Raw genomic sequence first — 16,281 nt, forward strand, 5'->3', positions numbered from 1 at the left:
CGCATCAGAGGTGCTTGCGGTTTTCTTAAAGGCGCTGCCTGATTAGCTGTCGCACACCTGCGGCATCGAGCGCAAAGGCTGCGATCACATAGACGGCAGCGCCGATGCCGGCCTTGAGGATCAGTTCAGGCCAACCGCCGAGCGCCGGCACCAGCATCACAGCCGGCCACATGGCGAGCGCGGCGGCGAGGATCTTCGCAAGTTCTGTCCACGGCACCGGCAGCGCGACATATTTCCGGCCGATCACCGCCAGCAGCAGGATGGCGATGACATAGGACGCAACCGTCGCCACCACCGCCCCCATCAGGCCCATCACGGGCAGAAGGAAATAGTTGAGCGCAATATTCGCCACCGCCGGCACGGCCATCAGGAAAGCCCGCTCCGCCGTCTTGTGGGCCAGTTGGAAGGCTTCGGAGAAATACGAAATCAGGAGGCCGTTGAGGAGGCCCGTCACGGCGATCCACGGAATGATCTTCAGCGCGCCCTCGCGCACATCCTCGCCGATCATGGCTTCCGCGAACGGACGCGCGACAAGCGCGATGCCCACGGTTGCCGGGATGCCGGCGAACAGAAGGAAGGTCGCCAGCTGGCGCGCCGCATTGCGCGTTTCCTCCGGCCCTTCCTTCTCATAGGCGGCCATCAGGAGCGGGCTGCCGGCCATCGCCGCCCAGGTGCAGATCAGCGTCACGGGCCGCTGCGCCGCGCCATAGCCGGCGGCATAGGCACCGACCTGCGCTTCGCCATCCGGCAGCATGGCGGCGATCATCGGCCGGTCGGCGCCGGAGACGATCAGGTCCAGCACAAGCGCCGCCGCAATCGGCAGGCCATAGGCCGCCCAGGCTTTCTGCCGCGCGGCGCTGGTCTTCCCGCCCGCCGAAGACTGCATCAGCCAGACAATTTCCCGAAGCGCCATGAGCCCCCCGGCCACGACCATGCCGAAGAAAGGCGCGGCCGATCCGAGCCCGAGCTTCCAGGCCGCGAACGCGCCGAGGGCGAACCCCATCAGGAGGCGGAAGGTTTCGGTGAACACATAGCGGCGCACGCGCTGACCCGCCTTGTGCGCCTCGAGCGCCACCTGCACGACCGAATTGATCGGCAGCAGCGCAGCGATCCATGGGATGGTCGCCGCATAGGCCGGCCGGTCGCGGAAGATGACCCAGAGCACCGCGCACACGATCAGCGACGCCGACGTCGCCATCACCATCAGCGGCAGCGCGGTGCGGTAATGGTCTGCCAGCTGCCCGTTCGCTTCGGCCGCGCCGGAAAAGCGATAACCTGCCGCCTCAACCCAGGTGAGGCAGACCGTGTGGATCATCGCCATGACCCAGAACATCAGCGCATAGACGCCATAGGCCTCGGCGCTGAGCAGGCGCGTGAACACATAGACGCCGCCAAAGGCCGCAATCGCGTTTGCGAGGTTGACCGGCAGGTAGCCGGCAAGGTGCCGTGCCAGTTTCACTGTCCCCGCTCCCTCTGGTTCACGCCCCTGCCTGCATGAGAACGAGCCCGCCCGCAAGCACGCCCGCTGCAAAGGTGCGGCGCGCACCGAAACTTTCCTTCAGCAGCCAGGCGCCCATCGCCGCAGCAAACACGACCGATGTCTCGCGCAATGCCGTCACATGCGCCGCATCTGTCAGCGTGTAGGCAAAGATGGCGAGGCCATAGGAAATCGTGCCGGCAATCCCGCCAAGGATCCCGCCCCGCAATTGCGGACGGATGGTTTCGAGATACTTCCCGCGGCGCTGCCACAGGAACACCATCGTCACGCCGAACCAGTCGATCAGGAACAGGGCAATCACGAAACTCATCGTGGAGGGCATCGCCCGGGCCGCGCGCGTATCGTTCACGGCATAGAGGCCGACGCCGACGGCGGTCATCGCGGCCCAGAACAGGGCACGCCGGTCAAGGCTTCGGCCTTCGGCCGTCGACGCCGTGGGCAGGGCAAAGAAAAGGATCGCAAAGCTCGCACAGAAGAGGCCGACGGACTGGATCGGCGCGAGGTGTTCTTGCAGCATGAAGGTCGCAAAGATGGCTGTCGCCAGCGGGCCGAGCCCCCGCATCACCGGATAGACCAGCGACAGGTCGCCCCGGTGCATCGCCCGGATCAGGCAGAACTGATAGAACCAGTGCGACGCCGCACAGATGCCGATGAGCGGCCAGGTTTCTGGCGGCGGGAACGGAAAGAAGGGCGCCAGGGGCAGCAGGATCAGCGCGCTTGTCACCGACACCAGCATCCGCGCCGTCAGCACGTCGCCGCCGCGCTTCACCAGCACATTCACGATCGCCACCGTGATCGCAGAGATCAGGCACAGAAGAATGGGAAGCAAGTCGGCAGACATAAGTGGCGGGCCCTTTCCGGCGCCCGTCTGTGCCCGAGTTCCACGCCAAGGAAAAGCGTGACGCGCCGTCAGGCTTTGACAGGTTGCGCCGCTCTGTCATCCTCTCCCAAAAACGGGAGGACCCCATGACGACCAGCGACCTCATCATCCGGGGCGGGACGATTGTGGACGGCACAGGCGCAGCGCCATTCGAAGGCGATGTCGCGGTTTCCGGCGGCGTCATTACCCAAGTCGGCAGGGTTTCCGGCAAAGGCATCGAGGAAATCGATGCGCGCGGACAGGTTGTCACCCCCGGCTTCGTCGACATTCACACCCATTATGATGGCCAGGTGACCTGGGGTGACGCGATCAGCCCCTCGTCCCTGCATGGCGTCACGACTGTGATCATGGGCAATTGCGGCGTCGGCTTTGCGCCCTGCCGGCCAGCCGATCATGACCGGCTGATCCGCCTGATGGAGGGCGTCGAGGACATCCCCTTCCCCGTCCTCGCCGAAGGCCTGCCCTGGGACTGGGAGAGTTTTCCGGATTATCTCGATTTCCTCACCGGACGCGAATTCGACACGGACATTGGCGCCCAGCTGCCCCATGCGGCGCTGCGCGTCTATGTCATGGGAGAGCGCGGCGCGAACCGGGAAGATGCAACCGATGCCGACATCGCCCGGATGAAACAGCTGGCGAAGGACGCCGTTCTGGCCGGCGCGCTCGGCTTTTCAACCTCGCGCACGCTCAACCATCGGACATCCGACGGCCAGCCGACACCGACCCTGACGGCCAGCGAAACTGAACTCATCGGTATTGCAGAAGGCCTGAAAGAGGCCGGCCGCGGCGTTCTGCAATTCGTGTCGGACTTCAACGATCCCCAGAAGGAAGCGGCGATGCTGCGCCGGATCGTCGAGCAGTCCGGTCGGCCGCTGTCTGTGTCGCTGGCGCAGGCGGATGTGGCGCCGGAAGGCTGGAGGCTGCTGCTCGGCGCGATCGAGCAGGCTGTCGCTGACGGATTGCCGATGCGGGCGCAGGTTGCCGCCCGGCCAGTCGGCGTGCTGCTCGGCCTTGAACTGACGCTCAATCCGTTCAGTGCGCACCCGGCCTACCAGGCGATTGCGGCCCTGCCGTTTGAAAAACGGCTCGAAATGCTGAGAAACCCCGAATTTCGTGAAAAGCTGCTTGCGGAAGAGCCGTCGACGGACCACCCCTTCCTGCGGGTGATGCTGCGCAGTTTCGGCAAGATGTTCCAGCTCTCCGATCCCGTGGACTATGAGCCGGGGCCGGAACGCACGCTCGAACACATGGCGCAGCGGCGCGGTGTCAGCCCTCAGGCTGTTGCGCTCGACCTGATGCTGGAGCGGAACGGGCGCGGCATGCTCTACCTGCCTTTCCTCAACTATTCGCAGGGCACGCTGGAGCCTGTCCGCGCAATGATGGAAAGCGCAGCGACGCTGCCGGGCCTTTCCGATGGCGGGGCACATGTCGGCATGATCTGCGACGGCTCTTTCACCACGACCATGCTGACCCATTGGGTGCGCGACCGGACGCGCGGGCCGAAATTGCCGATCGAGTTCCTTGTGCGCCGCCAGGCCCGGGATACGGCGCACTGGATGGGCCTGACCGATCGCGGCGTGATCGCACCCGGTCTGAAGGCCGATCTCAATGTGATCGACCTGGCGAACCTCAAGCTGCACCTGCCGGACGTTGACTACGACCTGCCGGCCGGCGGCAGACGCCTGATGCAGCGGGCATCAGGCTATACGGCGACGATCCTCAATGGCGTGGTCACGCATCGGGACGGGACGCCGACGGGCGCACGGCCCGGCCGCCTCATTCGGGGCGCGCAACAGCCCGCATCTGCCGCAATTGCTGCAGAATAAGGAATTTTGTAAAGCACGCTTGACTTTGTAAAGTACACTTGTCATATTGTCATGGTCGCTAGACATATTGACAAGGAAACAAGACATGGCCCAACTCGGCTTCCGAACGGCAAACCGCCGGTACAAGTATCTCTTCTGGCCCATGATGGCCGTTTACGTGGCGGTGGTCCTGGCGACCTCCTTCCTGATCGACAAGGAGACTGCAGCACCGTGGCTGAAAGCGGCCTGCGCGCTTGGCGTGACGCTGCCGCTCTTCGGCGTGCTGTTCGCGATGCGGCGGCAGACAGAGGAAACGGACGAATACACCCGTATGAAGCAGCTGAATGCGATGCGGGACGGCGGCCTCATCACCGCGGGGATCACCTTCCTGGTCGGCTTCCTGCAAATTTTCGACGTGATCGGCTATGTCGACATCTTCTGGTTCGGCACGCTGTTCTTCTTCGCCTACGGCCTGTCGCACCTTACCAACTGCTTCGGCCGGGTCGTTTGAGCACATTGATGAAGAACAGTCTCCGCATCCTGCGCACGGAAAAGGGCTGGAGCCAGGCCGATCTCGCGGACCGGCTCGACGTCTCCCGCCAGTCGGTCAACGCCATCGAGACCGGGAAGTATGACCCGTCCCTGCCGCTCGCCTTCGCCATCGCCCGACTGTTCGGGCGCAGCATTGAGGAAATCTTCGATGATGGCGTCGGCGCGGCAGAGGCCGCTGAATAGGATTTCGCGCGAAATCCGATCGAATCCGGGGAAATTTCCCCGGATTCCGCTGTTTGAGGATCAGGCTCCGAGGCCGACCAGGGCCTTGGAAAAGGCCTCGGCGCTGAAGGGTCGCAAATCCTCCGCCTTTTCCCCGATGCCGATGAAGTGGATCGGCAGGTCATACGCCTCCGCAATCGCCACCAGCACACCGCCCTTCGCCGTCCCGTCGAGCTTGGTCATGACAAGGCCGGTCACGCCGGCCGTTTCGCGGAAGGCTTCGACCTGGCTAAGGGCATTCTGACCGACCGTTGCGTCGAGGACCAGGATCACGTCATGCGGCGCGGCGGGGTCGAGCTTGCGGATGACGCGGACGACTTTCTCAAGCTCCGCCATCAGTTCCGACTTGTTCTGCAGGCGCCCGGCCGTGTCGATCAGGACGAGGTCGAGATCATCCTCCCTGGCTTTTTCAATCGCTTCGTAGACCAGGCCGGCAGCATCGGCACCGGTCGGCTTTGACATGACCGGGATGCCGGCGCGCTCGCCCCAGACGGTCAGCTGTTCGATCGCCGCCGCGCGGAACGTGTCGCCCGCGACCAACAGCGCTTTTGCACCCTGTTCCTGGAGTTTTGAGGCAATCTTGCCGATGGTCGTCGTCTTGCCGGAGCCATTCACGCCGACGAACAGAACGATGCGCGGCCGGGGACCATCGGAGAAATCCACGATCTTTTCGCGCGGCTTCAGGACGTCCGTGATCTCGCTGGCGAGGGCTTCGCGGATCTCTGCTTCGCTGATTTCGCGGTCAAAACGCTCTTTTGAGAGGTGTTTCGTGACCCGCGCGGCGACCTTGGCGCCGAGGTCGGACGTAATGAGCAGGTCTTCGAGTTCTTCCAGCGTCTCGTCGTCCAGCTTGCGCCGGCCGAGGGCGGCAAGTCCCTCGGTGAGGCGCATCGAGGAGCGCGAGAGGCCCGTGCCGAGCTTTGTTATGAAGCCCGGATTGTTCGCTTCGGCTTCGAGCGCGGCGCGGGCGGCAGCCTCGTGTTCGGCGCGCAGGCGTTCGGCTTCGCGCCTGTCGGCCAGAAGTTTCAGCTCCGCTTCGGCCTTCGCACGCTCGGCTTCTGTAGCAGCTTCTGCAGCTTCGCGGGCCTGGCGTTCTTCCCAGGCGCGATTCGCCTCGGCGACCTTGCGTTCGATTTCTTCCTTTTCGGCGGCGATCCGGGCGGCTTCGGCCTCTTTCGCGGCCAGCTCTTCAGCCGAGAGTTCGGGAGACGCCATGGCGGCGCCGGCGGCCTTCAATGCGTCGGCCTGCTTCTTTTTCCCGAACCAGAGGATCATTCCACAAGGTCTCCGATCAGCTGTTCCCCGTCATGCCCGGTTATATGGGCGCGCACGGGGCGTCCAGCTTCGGCCGGCGCCCGCGACAGTTTTACAGGGGTGAAATCCGGCAGGCGCGCGGCCGTTCCACGCTCCACAAGAGGTTCGCAAATTTGACCGGGATATTGCTTCAGATGACTTTGCAGCGCGTTTTTTGCCGTTTCGCGCAGGCGTGCCGCACGGTCTTTCACGAGTGCGCGGTCAAGTTGCGGCATCCGGGCCGCCGGTGTGCCCGGACGCGGGCTGTAGGGGAAGACATGCAGGAAGGCGAGGCCCGCTTCGTCCACAAGGCGGACCGAGTTCTCGAAATGCACCTCGGTCTCGGTTGGAAACCCAGCGATGATATCCGCGCCAAGTGCTATATCCGGACGCAGACTGCGCAGCCGGTCGGCGAGGGCGATGGCGTCTTCCCGCGAATGGCGGCGCTTCATCCGCTTGAGGATCAGATTGTCCCCATGCTGGAGGGAAAGGTGCATGAAGGGCGCAAGGCGTGGCTCGCCCATCGCCTCGAACAGCGCCTCGTCGATCTCGATGGCGTCGATGGAGGAGATACGCAGCTGTTTCAGTTCCGGCACCAGTTTCAGGATGCGCTGGACGAGGTTGCCGAGCTGCGGCGTGCCCGGAAGGTCCGCACCCCAACTCGTCAGGTCCACGCCCGTCAGCACGACTTCGTAGTGGCCGGTTTCGACGAGGCGGCGCACCTGTTCCACCACATCGCCTGCCGGAACCGAGCGCGAATTGCCCCGGCCGAACGGGATAATGCAGAAGGTGCAGCGATGGTCGCAGCCGTTCTGAACCTGCACATAGGCCCGCGCCCGGCCGTCCATGCCGTCGATCAGGTGAGCGGCGGTCTCCTTCACCGACATGATGTCGTTGACGCGCACTTTCTCCGTGCCGCCCAGCAGGTCGAGCGGTTTCCAGGTCTCGGCCTTCATCTTCTCATGGTTGCCGATCACGCGGGTGACTTCCGGCATGGCGGCGAACATGCCGGGGTCGATCTGCGCTGCGCATCCTGTGACCAAGATCGGCGCGCCCGGATGGTCCTTCGCCGCGCGGCGGATGGCCTGCCGGGCAGAGCGCACGGCCTCGCCGGTGACGGCGCAGGTATTGACGATCACCGCATTGCCCAGCCCCGCATCGGCCGCATGACCGCGCATCACCTCACTCTCGTAGGCGTTGAGACGGCATCCGAGCGTAATCAGCGTCGGGCGGGTGGGGTCGGCGGGCTCAGTCATGGCTCTCAGCAGCGCACATCGCGCCGGACGGGCCCGGAATCAAGGTCAGGCCACACTCCCGGCCGGAAATCGGTCCGTCGGACCTTGCCACGCCAGCAGGCGGCGTGTGTATGCGCAGGAACGCAAAGGAGCCTTCACATGGGCATGCTCATCCTCATTCCGGTCCTCGCCTTCGCACTGACGGCATTCGGCGCGGTCATCCTGCGCCACCGGATCTGGCTCGGGGCCTGGACGCTCTATGCCCTGTTCGTGACCTTCGCCTTCTGGAGCGCCGCAAAGGGGCAGCCGGACGGAATCAGCGGCGGTTATCTCCTGATGCTGATCGTCATGCCGATGGCGCTGGCAACCGTGCTCGGCGGGGCCGTCGGCCTTTACCGTCTGCGGCAGAAGGGCCCGGTGGCGCTGTCGCTGGATTCGCTCGCTGTGCCGGTGCTGTATGCGGCGGGCTCTGGGGCAGTCGTGTCTTGGCTGCTGACGCGGCTCTAATGCGGGCCTACACATAAACAAATATCAATATGTAGATTTCCACAGCGTAACTGCACACAATCTTACTAGATGTTGTGCCGGTAGCTTGCATTTCGGGATAATCTAGGGATTCTTGAGAATCGACGGTCGGAATGAAAAAGGCCGTCAGCTCTTGGACCAGCTGACGACCCCTATTCATCCGATCTCCGCAAAACCGGTTTGCATGGTGCGGAAATTGGACTTGGTAGGAGAAGAGATTCTCGCGTAACGCCCAAACAGTCAAGCCATGCAAACGTTTCTACGCCGAAACGAAAGGCAAAGACTGTGACTAACTCTGTGAAAAGCGCGATCTTGAATCGCAAACAGATGACCATCCACTACGAACCCGGTTCACGGGTCATCGAACCTCATGCCCTTGGCTATAGCCAAAATGGCGACTTGCTTCTGAGGGCCTATCAGGTCAGCGGTGCCAGCGCCTCCGGTGAGCACGAACACTGGAAGCTGTTCCGTATCGACCGCATGAGCGCAGCCAATGACAATGGCGAAACCTTTGACGGTCCCCGTCCCGGCTACCGCAAGGGCGACAAGGCCATGAAGGGCGGCATCATCGCGGAACTTTAGCCCCGCAATCGCACGGCCCCGGCTTTATGGCGGGCGCATTGTGAACGGCGCAGTCCGAAGCGTGTTCCGCTTCGGACTGCGCTATTTTCCCAAGTGCGGTCTCTAAAGATATCTCATCCATGTCGGCGCCAACTTCACGGATGGCTTTCTGGAACTTTTCGGCTTGCTTGTCCCTACTCAAAAGAATCTCCTCATACGGATGCCTGCGGCGTCGACTGACTTGGCCCGCTAGATTTCCGTCTCGAATTCCAGCTCGATCGGGCCGGTCATGTAGACATGGTCGTCGCTCTCGCGCCAGTCGATCACCAGTTCGCCGCCATCGAGGATCAGCAGGGCCTTGCGATCTGTCAGCTTGGCACGCGCCGCGCAGACAAGGGCCGCGCAGGCGCCGGTGCCGCAGGCCTTGGTGAGCCCCGCACCGCGTTCCCAGACACGCAGGCGGATTTTGTGCCGGTCGATCACCTGCGCGAAGCCGACATTGACACCTTCCGGGAAGAGCGGGTGCCATTCGACCAGCGGCCCGAGGGCCGGAATGTCATAGGCATCGACATCGGAGACGAAAAACACCGCATGCGGATTGCCCATGGAGACAACCGCAGGCCGCGACAGGATGGGATTGTCGATCGGGCCGATCTTCACGTCGACGCCGCGCACATCCATCTTTTCCTTGAGCGGAATATCCTCCCAGCCCATCAGGGGGGATCCCATGTCCACTGTGATGAGGCCGCCGCCCGCCCGGTAGGCATGCAGCATGTCGGCCTCGGTCTGGATCGTCACCTTTTCCTTGCCGGTCTCTTCCAGCAGGAGATGGCCGACACAGCGCGAGGCGTTGCCGCAGGCGGAGACCTCGCCGCCATCGCGGTTCCAGATGCGCATAAAGCCGTCGCGCGCGCCGTCGCGTTCCAGCGCGATCACCTGGTCGGCGTTCAGACGCTCGGCAATTTCGCGCACCTGGTCGGCGCTCGGCGTGAACGGGGCCGAGCGGGCGTCAAAAATGGCAAACGAGTTGCCGGCCCCATTCATCTTCCAGAGTTTCATGACGTTTCCATAGTCGGCTTTCCGGCACGGTGAAAGCGAAACCGCGCGGGGCCTATTTCGGCAGGCGGCTGGCGACGACCCAGCCGCCAACCTGAACCGCCAGCGCCGCCAGCAGCAGGCCCGGTATCAGCTTGTGGGACACGAAAAACGCGAGCGCGGCAACCGCCATACAGGCATAGTCGACGAGGTCGCTGGACATCAACCAGCCTTCCGGCGTGCGGGCGCGGCGCACGTCCAGCAGCGTGACGGTGCGCCAGACGCGGCCCATGTCCGGCGGACCGAACACTTCCAGGAGGCGTTTCGGGTCGCGGATGCCGGTCATTTCGGCGAGGTCGCCGACCTGCGCCTCGCCCAGCGCAATGTTGCGCTTGCGCGCCGACGTGCCGATCAGGCTGACAATTGCCGACAGGACCACCGCGAGCGCGATGGCCGTCAGCGTGAATCCGTCAAAGGGGCCATATCCGCTCATGCAGGCTGATATAGGCCCGGGACGTGGCCGGCGAAAGCCTCAGCGTCCGGCCCGCTTCGGAATGGCGGCCCAGTAGTCGAAGTCGAGGAGGACGCCGTCGGCATATTTGCCTTCCGCGGTCTTGTAGGCGAAGGCGCCGGGATCCTGGTCTTTCACCGCGACGAGGCGGAGGCGCAGGGCCCCGGCCCTGTCCGAGAGGTCCGCCTTGTCCAGCACTTCGCTCCAGGCATAGATCGTGTCGCCGGCGAAGAGGGGGCTGGCATGCGTGCCGGCATTGATGGCCAGCACCTGACCGGCATTGGCAAGGCCGTTGAATGCGAGCGAGCGGGCAATGGAGATGACGACGCCGCCATAGATCAGGCGCTTGCCGAAGCGGCTCGATTTCTGGCCGTGGGCGTCGAAGTGGACTTTCGCGGTGTTCTGGTAGAGGCGCGTCGCGATCTGGTGTTCGGCCTCTTCCACGGTCATGCCGTCGACATGGTTGATCTTCTCGCCGATCTCATAGTCCTCGTAGCCGAAGGGCGATCCGGCGAGGGCGAAGTTCCAGTCTTCCATGCCGGGGACGCCTTCAAGCTCGGCGCCGGGAACGGCATCCGGCAGGGCAGGCACGTGGGGCGCGGGCACTTCATTGTCCTCTTCCCACTTGTTCACCATCACCCAGCGGACGAAGGACATGACCTCCTCACCGCGCTGATTGTAGCCGCGCGTGCGGACCCAGACGACGCCAGTGCGCTTGTTGGAGTTTTCCTTGGTGCCGATGACTTCAGAGACGGTGTTCAGCGTGTCGCCGGGCATGACGGGCCGCCGGATGCGGCCGTCGGCATAGCCGAGGTTGGCCACGGCGTTGAGCGAGATGTCCGGCACAGACTTTCCGAACACGACATGGAAGGCATGCACGGGATCGATGGCGAGGCCCGGATAGCCGGCCTTGCGGGCGAATTCGGCGGAGGAATATTGCGCGTAGCGGTTCCCGGTCAGCGCGCGGTAGAGGGCGACATCGCCCTCGGTCACGGTCTGCGGCGTCGCATGGACAAGCTCCATGCCGACGTGGAAATCTTCGAAATAATTTCCGGGATTGGATTTGCGCGTGTGGGTCATGGGCTGCCTCGTTCGGGGGCAGCCATTCAGCGCAGGATCTCAGATCAGATCTGCCAGCCGCCCGTCATGTCGTCGGCGATTACCTGCACGCCCGAGACCGGGGAAATCAAGCTCGGCGAGGCCTGAAGCACCCAAACGAGCGAAATCGCCGCAGCCAGGAGGCTGCCGGCCCACACCTTGTGCGAGGCGCGCGCGCGCAACTGGTCAAACACGCGCGGGCCCATCACGATATAGGGCAGGCCGAACATGCAGAAGGCCGAGAACACGAGGCACAGCGCGGCCAGAAGAAGGAGGGCGGTCGTCATCATGACGCCCTTATCGCGCCGATTGGCTTATATCGGGCGACGAAAAACGGTGAAATTTGATCGAATCGCTGCGAATTCGCTGCGGATCAGGTGATGTCGAGCAGCTTTTCGGGCGGGCGGCCAAGCGCCGCCTTCTTCCCCTTAATGCCGATGGGCCGCTGGATCAGCTTCGGGTTCTCCGCCATGGCGGCGAAGATTTCCTCGTCGCTGGAGGCTTCGTCGATCCCGGCTCCGGGCGCATCCTTCGACCGCATAAAGTCGCGCGGGCTGACTCCGCCGAGCTTGGCGGCAATGTCCTTCAGCTCCTCGACGGTCAGGCGCTCGGTCTCGTTCATGTATTTGCGCACTTCCGGATTGATGCCGCTCGCCTTCAGAAGTTCGAGGCCTTTGCGGGAAGTTGAGCAGCTCGGATTGTGCAGCAGTTTGTAGGACATGGAACCTTCCTCAGACGGTTTCGAATTCGCGGATCGCGGCATCCATGGCGACGGTGCGGCGGGCTTCTTCGAGGTGCAGCAGTTCGGTCATCTTGCCGTTGACCTTCAGCACGCCCTTGCCGGCGTTTTCAGGCAGGGCGAAGGCCTCGATCACGGCTTTCGCCTGTTCGACATCGTGATGGCTGGGCGCGAAGACGCGGTTGGCGGTGTCGAGCTGCGAGGGGTGGATCAGCGTCTTGCCGTCGAAACCGAGGTCGCGGCCCTGTTCGCATTCGGCGATCAGGCCATGCTCGTCCTTGATGTCGTTGAAGACGCCGTCGATGGCGGTCAGGCCATAGGCACGCGCGGCGGCGACCGAAAGCTGCAGCGCCGTCTGGAAGGCCAGCCGGTCCGGCGTCATCCGTGCGCGATATTCCTTGGCGAGGTCATTCGTGCCCATGACGAACGTGGTGAGGCGCGTGTCTTCAGAGGCGGCGGCAATCTCATGGATATTGAGGATCGCCTTCGGCATCTCGATCATCACCCAGAGGCCGAAATCGTTTGGCGCGCCCGCTTCGGTGAGGGCCGCATCCAGCGTCAGGATATCGCGGGCCGATTCCACTTTCGGCGCCAGCACCGCTTTCGCGCCGGACCCGACCGCCGCCTTGAGGTCATCCCCGCCCCATTCCGTGGAAAGCCCGTTCATGCGGATCACGATTTCCCGGTGGCCGTAGCCGCCCTGCTTCACCGCCGAGACGATCGCCTCGCGCGCCATCAGCTTGGCATCCGGCGCGACGGCGTCTTCCAGGTCCAGCAGCAGCGTGTCGGCCGGCAGGGTGCGGGCCTTTTCCAGCGCACGCTCATTGGCGCCGGGCATGTAGAGGCAGGAGCGGCGCGGGCGATGCGTCGATGAAGCCATGTGTTGTGTTCCTTCTTGTCCCGCGCGGTTATCGCGCTGCGCCGGATGAGACGCAACTGCGGCAATTGCCTCGCGGGCCCGGATGTTCATACTGGCGGCATGCGCCCCGCCCTGTGCCTCGCTGCGATGTCGTGCCTCACCCTGCCGGCGCTGGCGGAGCCCGTGACCATGAGCGACGCGAAACAGGCACTGGCCGATTCCGGCGCTGAGGCCATGCAACTCGCCTATAATGAGGGGAATCCGGCGATCTCCGGGGAGATCGACGAACGTGCCTTCGAGGCGCAGCTTTCAGGCTGCACCGGCGACACGCTCTCTTGCGTCCGTATCAGCCTGTCCGCATGCCTGCCCCTGCCCGGCGAGTCGCGCATCGAAGCGCTCGAATTCGTCAATGACTGGAACAGCGGCGCGAAACTGACCGTGGCGACGGCCCGGGAAGACTGGCTCGGCCCGTCGGCCTGCCTCAGATATTCCGCCAATCTTGAAGGCACCGCGCGCTTCGGGCCTGACGATGTCATCCTCTGGCGGATCGACCTTGAGGATTTCGGGCAGCTGATCGCCGATGGCGGGACCGGGGCGGCCATGGCGGACCTGCTCGACAATGGGGCCCCATAGGCCGTAAGGGGCAGGAATGAGCGAGCTTGCCCCCCCGATTTCCGGTTTCGTTGCGCCCGGCCTTGAAGGCGTGCGCGAGGCGTTTGAAGCGAATTTCCGCGAAATGGAGGAACTGGGCGCCGGTTTCGCGGTCATCCATCGCGGTAAACTGGTTGCCTCGCTGATCGGCGGCTGGGCCGACCGCGCAAAGTCCCGCCCGTGGGAAGCCAGCACGCTGGTGCCGGTCTATTCGACCACAAAGGGCATCGCAGCCCTGATCGTCGCGTCGCTCATCGACCAGCTGCCGGCCGGTTATGAGACACCCGTCGCCGATGTCTGGCCCGAATTCGCCGCCAATGGCAAAGGTGCTGTCACGATCGGAGAGGTGCTGAGCCATCAGGCCGGCCTGCCCGGCTTTGCCGAGCCCGTGGATCCGGACCTCTGGCTGGACCCGCCCGCCTGCGCCGCCGCCATCGCGGAGCTCGCGCCGATGTGGCCGCCGGGCACCGCGCATGGCTACCACCCGCTGACCTGGGGCTATATCGCCGGCGAGATTGCCCGTCGGATCAGCGGCGAAACGCTGGGGACCACGCTGCGCCGGAAACTGCCGGATGTGGATTTCCGCATCGGCCTTCCGGCATCCGAACATGAGCGCGTCGCCGACATGCTGCGCCCCCGCGCCCTCGCGGACCTTGGCGAGCTGAATGACTACCGGCGCGCCGCCTTCATCCACAAATGGTCCTCGCCGAACCGGGCGGGTGCGATCTGGCGCGAAATCGAAATTCCGTCCGCGAACGGCCATGGCACCGCCGAAGCCGTTGCCTCGATCTATGAAGCCTACGCCACGCATGGCGGCCAGCTGGTAAAGCCCGGCCCGTTCGACGACCTCATCCGCCCGCGCACGCATGGGCCGGATCTCGTGCTGCCGCTGGAGACGAGCTTCGGGGCTGGCATCATGCTGAATACGCATGGATACTTCGGGCCGAATCCGGCTGCGCTCGGCCATTGCGGCTGGGGCGGGTCCATGGCGACGGCCGACGCCGACAAGGGCCTGACCTGCGCCTATGTCATGAACCGCCAGTCGAATGTGCTGGTGGGCGATCCGCGCGCGGTGCGCCTCGTCGAAGCGGTCTACGCCGCGCTCTGACCCCATGCTGTCCCACGTCGACTGGCCTGCCTTCCTGTTCGCCATGCTCGTGGTGGAGCTGACGCCCGGCCCGAACATGGGCTGGCTGGCCACCCTGTCGGCACGGCGCGGCCGCGCGGCCGGGATGAGGGCGGTGGCCGGGATCACGCTGGGCCTTGCCCTTCAGCTCGCCGCAGCGGCCACGGGCCTGTCAGGCCTGCTGGCGGGCTCGGTCCTGCTCTACGAATTGCTGCGCTGGGCAGGCGTCGCGTTCATGGTCTACCTCGCCTGGGAGGCGTTCAGGGACGACGGATCGGCGGCGCCGGGAATTGGCCACGGGCCGTCCGGCTTCCGCCGCGGGCTGGTCGCCAACCTGCTCAATCCCAAGGCGCTCGCCTTTTACCTTGTCGTTGTGGGACAGTTTGCCCACCCTTCGGGTGGACTGATCTGGTTGCAAATTTTTGCATTGGGCGGGATTCACCTTCTTATGTCCGTTCTAGTACACACAACCATCGTTATGCTTGGCGACGGACTCGGCGCGGCGCTGGAGCGCTGGCGCACCTCCCTTGCCGTTCGAATCGCTTTTGCCATTGCACTTTTGACGATTTCAGCCTGGATCGCCTACTCAACTTCACGGGCCTGACCGAATGACGCACCCCGTAGAATCCCGTAGTGGCGCGAGGCTTGCAAATTTACCTGTGAGATCGGGAAACCATCTCCATCTATGCAAACTTTACAATGCCCCGCACGGTCCCCGCTGCGGGGTCTTTTTTTCCGGCTTCAGGCCGGCCCTGCAGACCGGGCAAGCCGGCGTGCGCGGGCCTCTCCCACGAGGCTGTCCACCGTAAAGACAACCAGCGCAGCCCAGATGCAGCCGAACGCAATTGCATGGGTTGGCCCGAAGGTCTCATGGAACACCAGCACCGCGATCAGGAACTGAAGCGTCGGCCCGATATACTGCATCATGCCGATGGTGGAGAGCCGCAGGCGTTTGGCCGCCAGCGCAAACAGAATCAGCGGCACCGCCGTGATCGGGCCCGCGGCCATCAGCAGCGGCACATCCATGCCGCCTTCGCCCATCAGGCGTCCATCCGGCTGGCCGGCAAACCAGGCAAGCCACCCCAGGGCGAACGGCACCAGCACAACGACTTCTGCAAAGAAGCCGGCCCGGCTGTCGATCACCACCTTCTTGCGGATCACCGCATAAATGCCGAACGTGAAGCACAGGAAGAGCGCGACCCAGGGCACCTGGCCGAGCGCGCTGGCCATGACCGCAACGCCCACCACGGCAATGCCCACGGCAACCCATTGCGCCGGCCGCAGGCGCTCGGCAAACAGCACCATGCCGAACAGCACGTTGACCAGCGGATTGATGTAATAGCCGAGCGAGGCTTCCAGCGTCCGGTCGGCATTCACGGCCCAGATATACATCGCCCAGTTCGACCCGATCAGGACGGAAGAGATGAGCAGCCATCTCAGCGTCTTCCAGCGGAAGGCGAGGCGCACATCGTTCCAGTTGCGCGCCACCGCAATCAGGATCAGCGCCGCGGGGACGGACCAGATGACCCGGTGCGCCAGCAATTCCTGCGGCAGGATGTGCCGCATCGCCCGGATGTACAGCGGCAGGCTGCCCCAGATGAGATAGGCGGCAAGGCCCACGAGGAATCCGAAGCGCTGGGTCGACTGCATGCGCGCGCCTGTAGCTCGTGCCACGTCCCTTCGCCACCCAA

19 protein-coding genes are annotated in these 16,281 nt (G+C 64.2%); 8 read left to right on the forward strand and 11 right to left on the reverse strand.

The genetic code is table 11. The annotated features are described in order from the left end of the window. Window positions 1-25: 25 nt before the first annotated feature. Together R3C13_RS05430 and R3C13_RS05435 are read right to left on the reverse strand one after the other, a co-directional pair. A complete protein-coding gene (locus R3C13_RS05430; RefSeq protein WP_371309797.1) occupies window positions 26-1,459 on the reverse strand; it encodes a polysaccharide biosynthesis C-terminal domain-containing protein in 1,434 nt (477 codons plus the stop codon). Between the two features lie 19 nt (window positions 1,460-1,478). Next, the gene (locus tag R3C13_RS05435) at window positions 1,479-2,339 is read right to left on the reverse strand and encodes an EamA family transporter (RefSeq protein WP_371309798.1); all 861 of its coding nucleotides are present in this window, start codon (window positions 2,337-2,339) and stop codon (window positions 1,479-1,481) included. A gap of 125 nt (window positions 2,340-2,464) precedes the next feature. Here R3C13_RS05435 and R3C13_RS05440 point away from each other — a divergent pair, with 125 nt between their 5' ends. From R3C13_RS05440 to R3C13_RS05450, 3 genes are all read left to right on the forward strand, one after another. Next, window positions 2,465-4,204 (forward strand): amidohydrolase family protein, encoded by a 1,740-nt coding sequence (locus R3C13_RS05440; protein WP_371309799.1) that lies wholly within the window; start codon window positions 2,465-2,467, stop codon window positions 4,202-4,204. Between the two features lie 85 nt (window positions 4,205-4,289). Continuing rightward, the gene (locus tag R3C13_RS05445) at window positions 4,290-4,694 is read left to right on the forward strand and encodes a hypothetical protein (RefSeq protein ID WP_371309800.1); all 405 of its coding nucleotides are present in this window, start codon (window positions 4,290-4,292) and stop codon (window positions 4,692-4,694) included. Between the two features lie 8 nt (window positions 4,695-4,702). After that, complete coding sequence (locus tag R3C13_RS05450) at window positions 4,703-4,918, forward strand: helix-turn-helix transcriptional regulator (protein WP_371309801.1); 216 nt, start codon at window positions 4,703-4,705, stop codon at window positions 4,916-4,918. Window positions 4,919-4,978: 60 nt separating this feature from the next. Here the strand turns inward: R3C13_RS05450 and ftsY are convergent, their stop codons facing one another. Beyond that, window positions 4,979-6,232 (reverse strand): signal recognition particle-docking protein FtsY, encoded by a 1,254-nt coding sequence (gene ftsY, locus R3C13_RS05455; RefSeq protein WP_371309802.1) that lies wholly within the window; start codon window positions 6,230-6,232, stop codon window positions 4,979-4,981. Next, on the reverse strand, window positions 6,229-7,506 hold the full coding sequence (gene mtaB / locus R3C13_RS05460) for a tRNA (N(6)-L-threonylcarbamoyladenosine(37)-C(2))-methylthiotransferase MtaB (protein ID WP_371309803.1): 1,278 nt from the start codon (window positions 7,504-7,506) through the stop codon (window positions 6,229-6,231). Before mtaB ends, ftsY begins: the two co-directional genes overlap by 4 nt. A gap of 138 nt (window positions 7,507-7,644) precedes the next feature. On the opposite strand from mtaB, the gene R3C13_RS05465 reads away from it, so the two are divergent. Both R3C13_RS05465 and R3C13_RS05470 read left to right on the forward strand, forming a co-directional pair. After that, window positions 7,645-7,992, forward strand: coding sequence for a hypothetical protein (locus tag R3C13_RS05465; RefSeq protein ID WP_371309804.1), 348 nt, complete (start codon window positions 7,645-7,647; stop codon window positions 7,990-7,992). A 315-nt stretch (window positions 7,993-8,307) separates the two neighbouring features. Beyond that, complete coding sequence (locus R3C13_RS05470; protein ID WP_371309805.1) at window positions 8,308-8,592, forward strand: WYL domain-containing protein; 285 nt, start codon at window positions 8,308-8,310, stop codon at window positions 8,590-8,592. A 228-nt stretch (window positions 8,593-8,820) separates the two neighbouring features. Here the strand turns inward: R3C13_RS05470 and dapF are convergent, their stop codons facing one another. From dapF to R3C13_RS05500, 6 genes are all read right to left on the reverse strand, one after another. Continuing rightward, entirely contained in the window at window positions 8,821-9,630 is an 810-nt protein-coding gene (gene dapF / locus R3C13_RS05475) for a diaminopimelate epimerase (RefSeq protein ID WP_371309806.1), read from the reverse strand. A gap of 52 nt (window positions 9,631-9,682) precedes the next feature. Then, window positions 9,683-10,099, reverse strand: coding sequence for a hypothetical protein (locus R3C13_RS05480; RefSeq protein WP_371309807.1), 417 nt, complete (start codon window positions 10,097-10,099; stop codon window positions 9,683-9,685). 39 nt (window positions 10,100-10,138) lie between these two features. Further along, window positions 10,139-11,197, reverse strand: coding sequence for a MaoC family dehydratase (locus tag R3C13_RS05485; protein WP_371309808.1), 1,059 nt, complete (start codon window positions 11,195-11,197; stop codon window positions 10,139-10,141). Between the two features lie 44 nt (window positions 11,198-11,241). After that, entirely contained in the window at window positions 11,242-11,505 is a 264-nt protein-coding gene (locus R3C13_RS05490; protein ID WP_371309809.1) for a hypothetical protein, read from the reverse strand. 83 nt (window positions 11,506-11,588) lie between these two features. Then, complete coding sequence (locus R3C13_RS05495) at window positions 11,589-11,936, reverse strand: arsenate reductase family protein (RefSeq protein ID WP_371309810.1); 348 nt, start codon at window positions 11,934-11,936, stop codon at window positions 11,589-11,591. A 10-nt stretch (window positions 11,937-11,946) separates the two neighbouring features. Continuing rightward, entirely contained in the window at window positions 11,947-12,834 is an 888-nt protein-coding gene (locus R3C13_RS05500; protein ID WP_371309811.1) for a CoA ester lyase, read from the reverse strand. Between the two features lie 99 nt (window positions 12,835-12,933). On the opposite strand from R3C13_RS05500, the gene R3C13_RS05505 reads away from it, so the two are divergent. Genes R3C13_RS05505 through R3C13_RS05515 form a run of 3 tightly spaced genes read left to right on the forward strand, consistent with a single transcriptional unit; the run spans window position 12,934 to window position 15,194 of the window. Next, a complete protein-coding gene (locus tag R3C13_RS05505) occupies window positions 12,934-13,446 on the forward strand; it encodes a hypothetical protein (protein ID WP_371309812.1) in 513 nt (170 codons plus the stop codon). A gap of 16 nt (window positions 13,447-13,462) precedes the next feature. Continuing rightward, a complete protein-coding gene (locus tag R3C13_RS05510; RefSeq protein ID WP_371309813.1) occupies window positions 13,463-14,572 on the forward strand; it encodes a serine hydrolase domain-containing protein in 1,110 nt (369 codons plus the stop codon). Between the two features lie 4 nt (window positions 14,573-14,576). Next, window positions 14,577-15,194: a LysE family translocator gene (locus tag R3C13_RS05515; RefSeq protein WP_371309814.1), complete on the forward strand. Its 618-nt coding sequence runs from the start codon at window positions 14,577-14,579 to the stop codon at window positions 15,192-15,194. A 137-nt stretch (window positions 15,195-15,331) separates the two neighbouring features. Here R3C13_RS05515 and rarD read toward each other — a convergent pair whose 3' ends face one another. Next, complete coding sequence (gene rarD, locus R3C13_RS05520) at window positions 15,332-16,264, reverse strand: EamA family transporter RarD (RefSeq protein ID WP_371309815.1); 933 nt, start codon at window positions 16,262-16,264, stop codon at window positions 15,332-15,334. Window positions 16,265-16,281: the final 17 nt, after the last annotated feature.

The sequence above is a fragment of the Hyphomonas sp. genome, assembly GCF_041398385.1.
Classification (GTDB): Bacteria; Pseudomonadota; Alphaproteobacteria; order Caulobacterales; family Hyphomonadaceae; genus Hyphomonas.

Bases quoted from the DNA above. Each gene is read 5' to 3' on its own strand.
- R3C13_RS05435 (WP_371309798.1), bottom strand. From the start codon at position 2,339: ATGTCTGCCGACTTGCTTCCCATTCTTCTGTGCCTGATCTCTGCGATC.
- R3C13_RS05440 (WP_371309799.1), top strand. From the start codon at position 2,465: ATGACGACCAGCGACCTCATCATCCGGGGCGGGACGATTGTGGACGGC.
- R3C13_RS05445 (WP_371309800.1), top strand. From the start codon at position 4,290: ATGGCCCAACTCGGCTTCCGAACGGCAAACCGCCGGTACAAGTATCTC.
- R3C13_RS05450 (WP_371309801.1), top strand. From the start codon at position 4,703: ATGAAGAACAGTCTCCGCATCCTGCGCACGGAAAAGGGCTGGAGCCAG.
- ftsY (WP_371309802.1), bottom strand. From the start codon at position 6,232: ATGATCCTCTGGTTCGGGAAAAAGAAGCAGGCCGACGCATTGAAGGCC.
- mtaB (WP_371309803.1), bottom strand. From the start codon at position 7,506: ATGACTGAGCCCGCCGACCCCACCCGCCCGACGCTGATTACGCTCGGA.
- R3C13_RS05465 (WP_371309804.1), top strand. From the start codon at position 7,645: ATGGGCATGCTCATCCTCATTCCGGTCCTCGCCTTCGCACTGACGGCA.
- dapF (WP_371309806.1), bottom strand. From the start codon at position 9,630: ATGAAACTCTGGAAGATGAATGGGGCCGGCAACTCGTTTGCCATTTTT.
- R3C13_RS05480 (WP_371309807.1), bottom strand. From the start codon at position 10,099: ATGAGCGGATATGGCCCCTTTGACGGATTCACGCTGACGGCCATCGCG.
- R3C13_RS05485 (WP_371309808.1), bottom strand. From the start codon at position 11,197: ATGACCCACACGCGCAAATCCAATCCCGGAAATTATTTCGAAGATTTC.
- R3C13_RS05490 (WP_371309809.1), bottom strand. From the start codon at position 11,505: ATGATGACGACCGCCCTCCTTCTTCTGGCCGCGCTGTGCCTCGTGTTC.
- R3C13_RS05495 (WP_371309810.1), bottom strand. From the start codon at position 11,936: ATGTCCTACAAACTGCTGCACAATCCGAGCTGCTCAACTTCCCGCAAA.
- R3C13_RS05500 (WP_371309811.1), bottom strand. From the start codon at position 12,834: ATGGCTTCATCGACGCATCGCCCGCGCCGCTCCTGCCTCTACATGCCC.
- R3C13_RS05505 (WP_371309812.1), top strand. From the start codon at position 12,934: ATGCGCCCCGCCCTGTGCCTCGCTGCGATGTCGTGCCTCACCCTGCCG.
- R3C13_RS05510 (WP_371309813.1), top strand. From the start codon at position 13,463: ATGAGCGAGCTTGCCCCCCCGATTTCCGGTTTCGTTGCGCCCGGCCTT.
- R3C13_RS05515 (WP_371309814.1), top strand. From the start codon at position 14,577: ATGCTGTCCCACGTCGACTGGCCTGCCTTCCTGTTCGCCATGCTCGTG.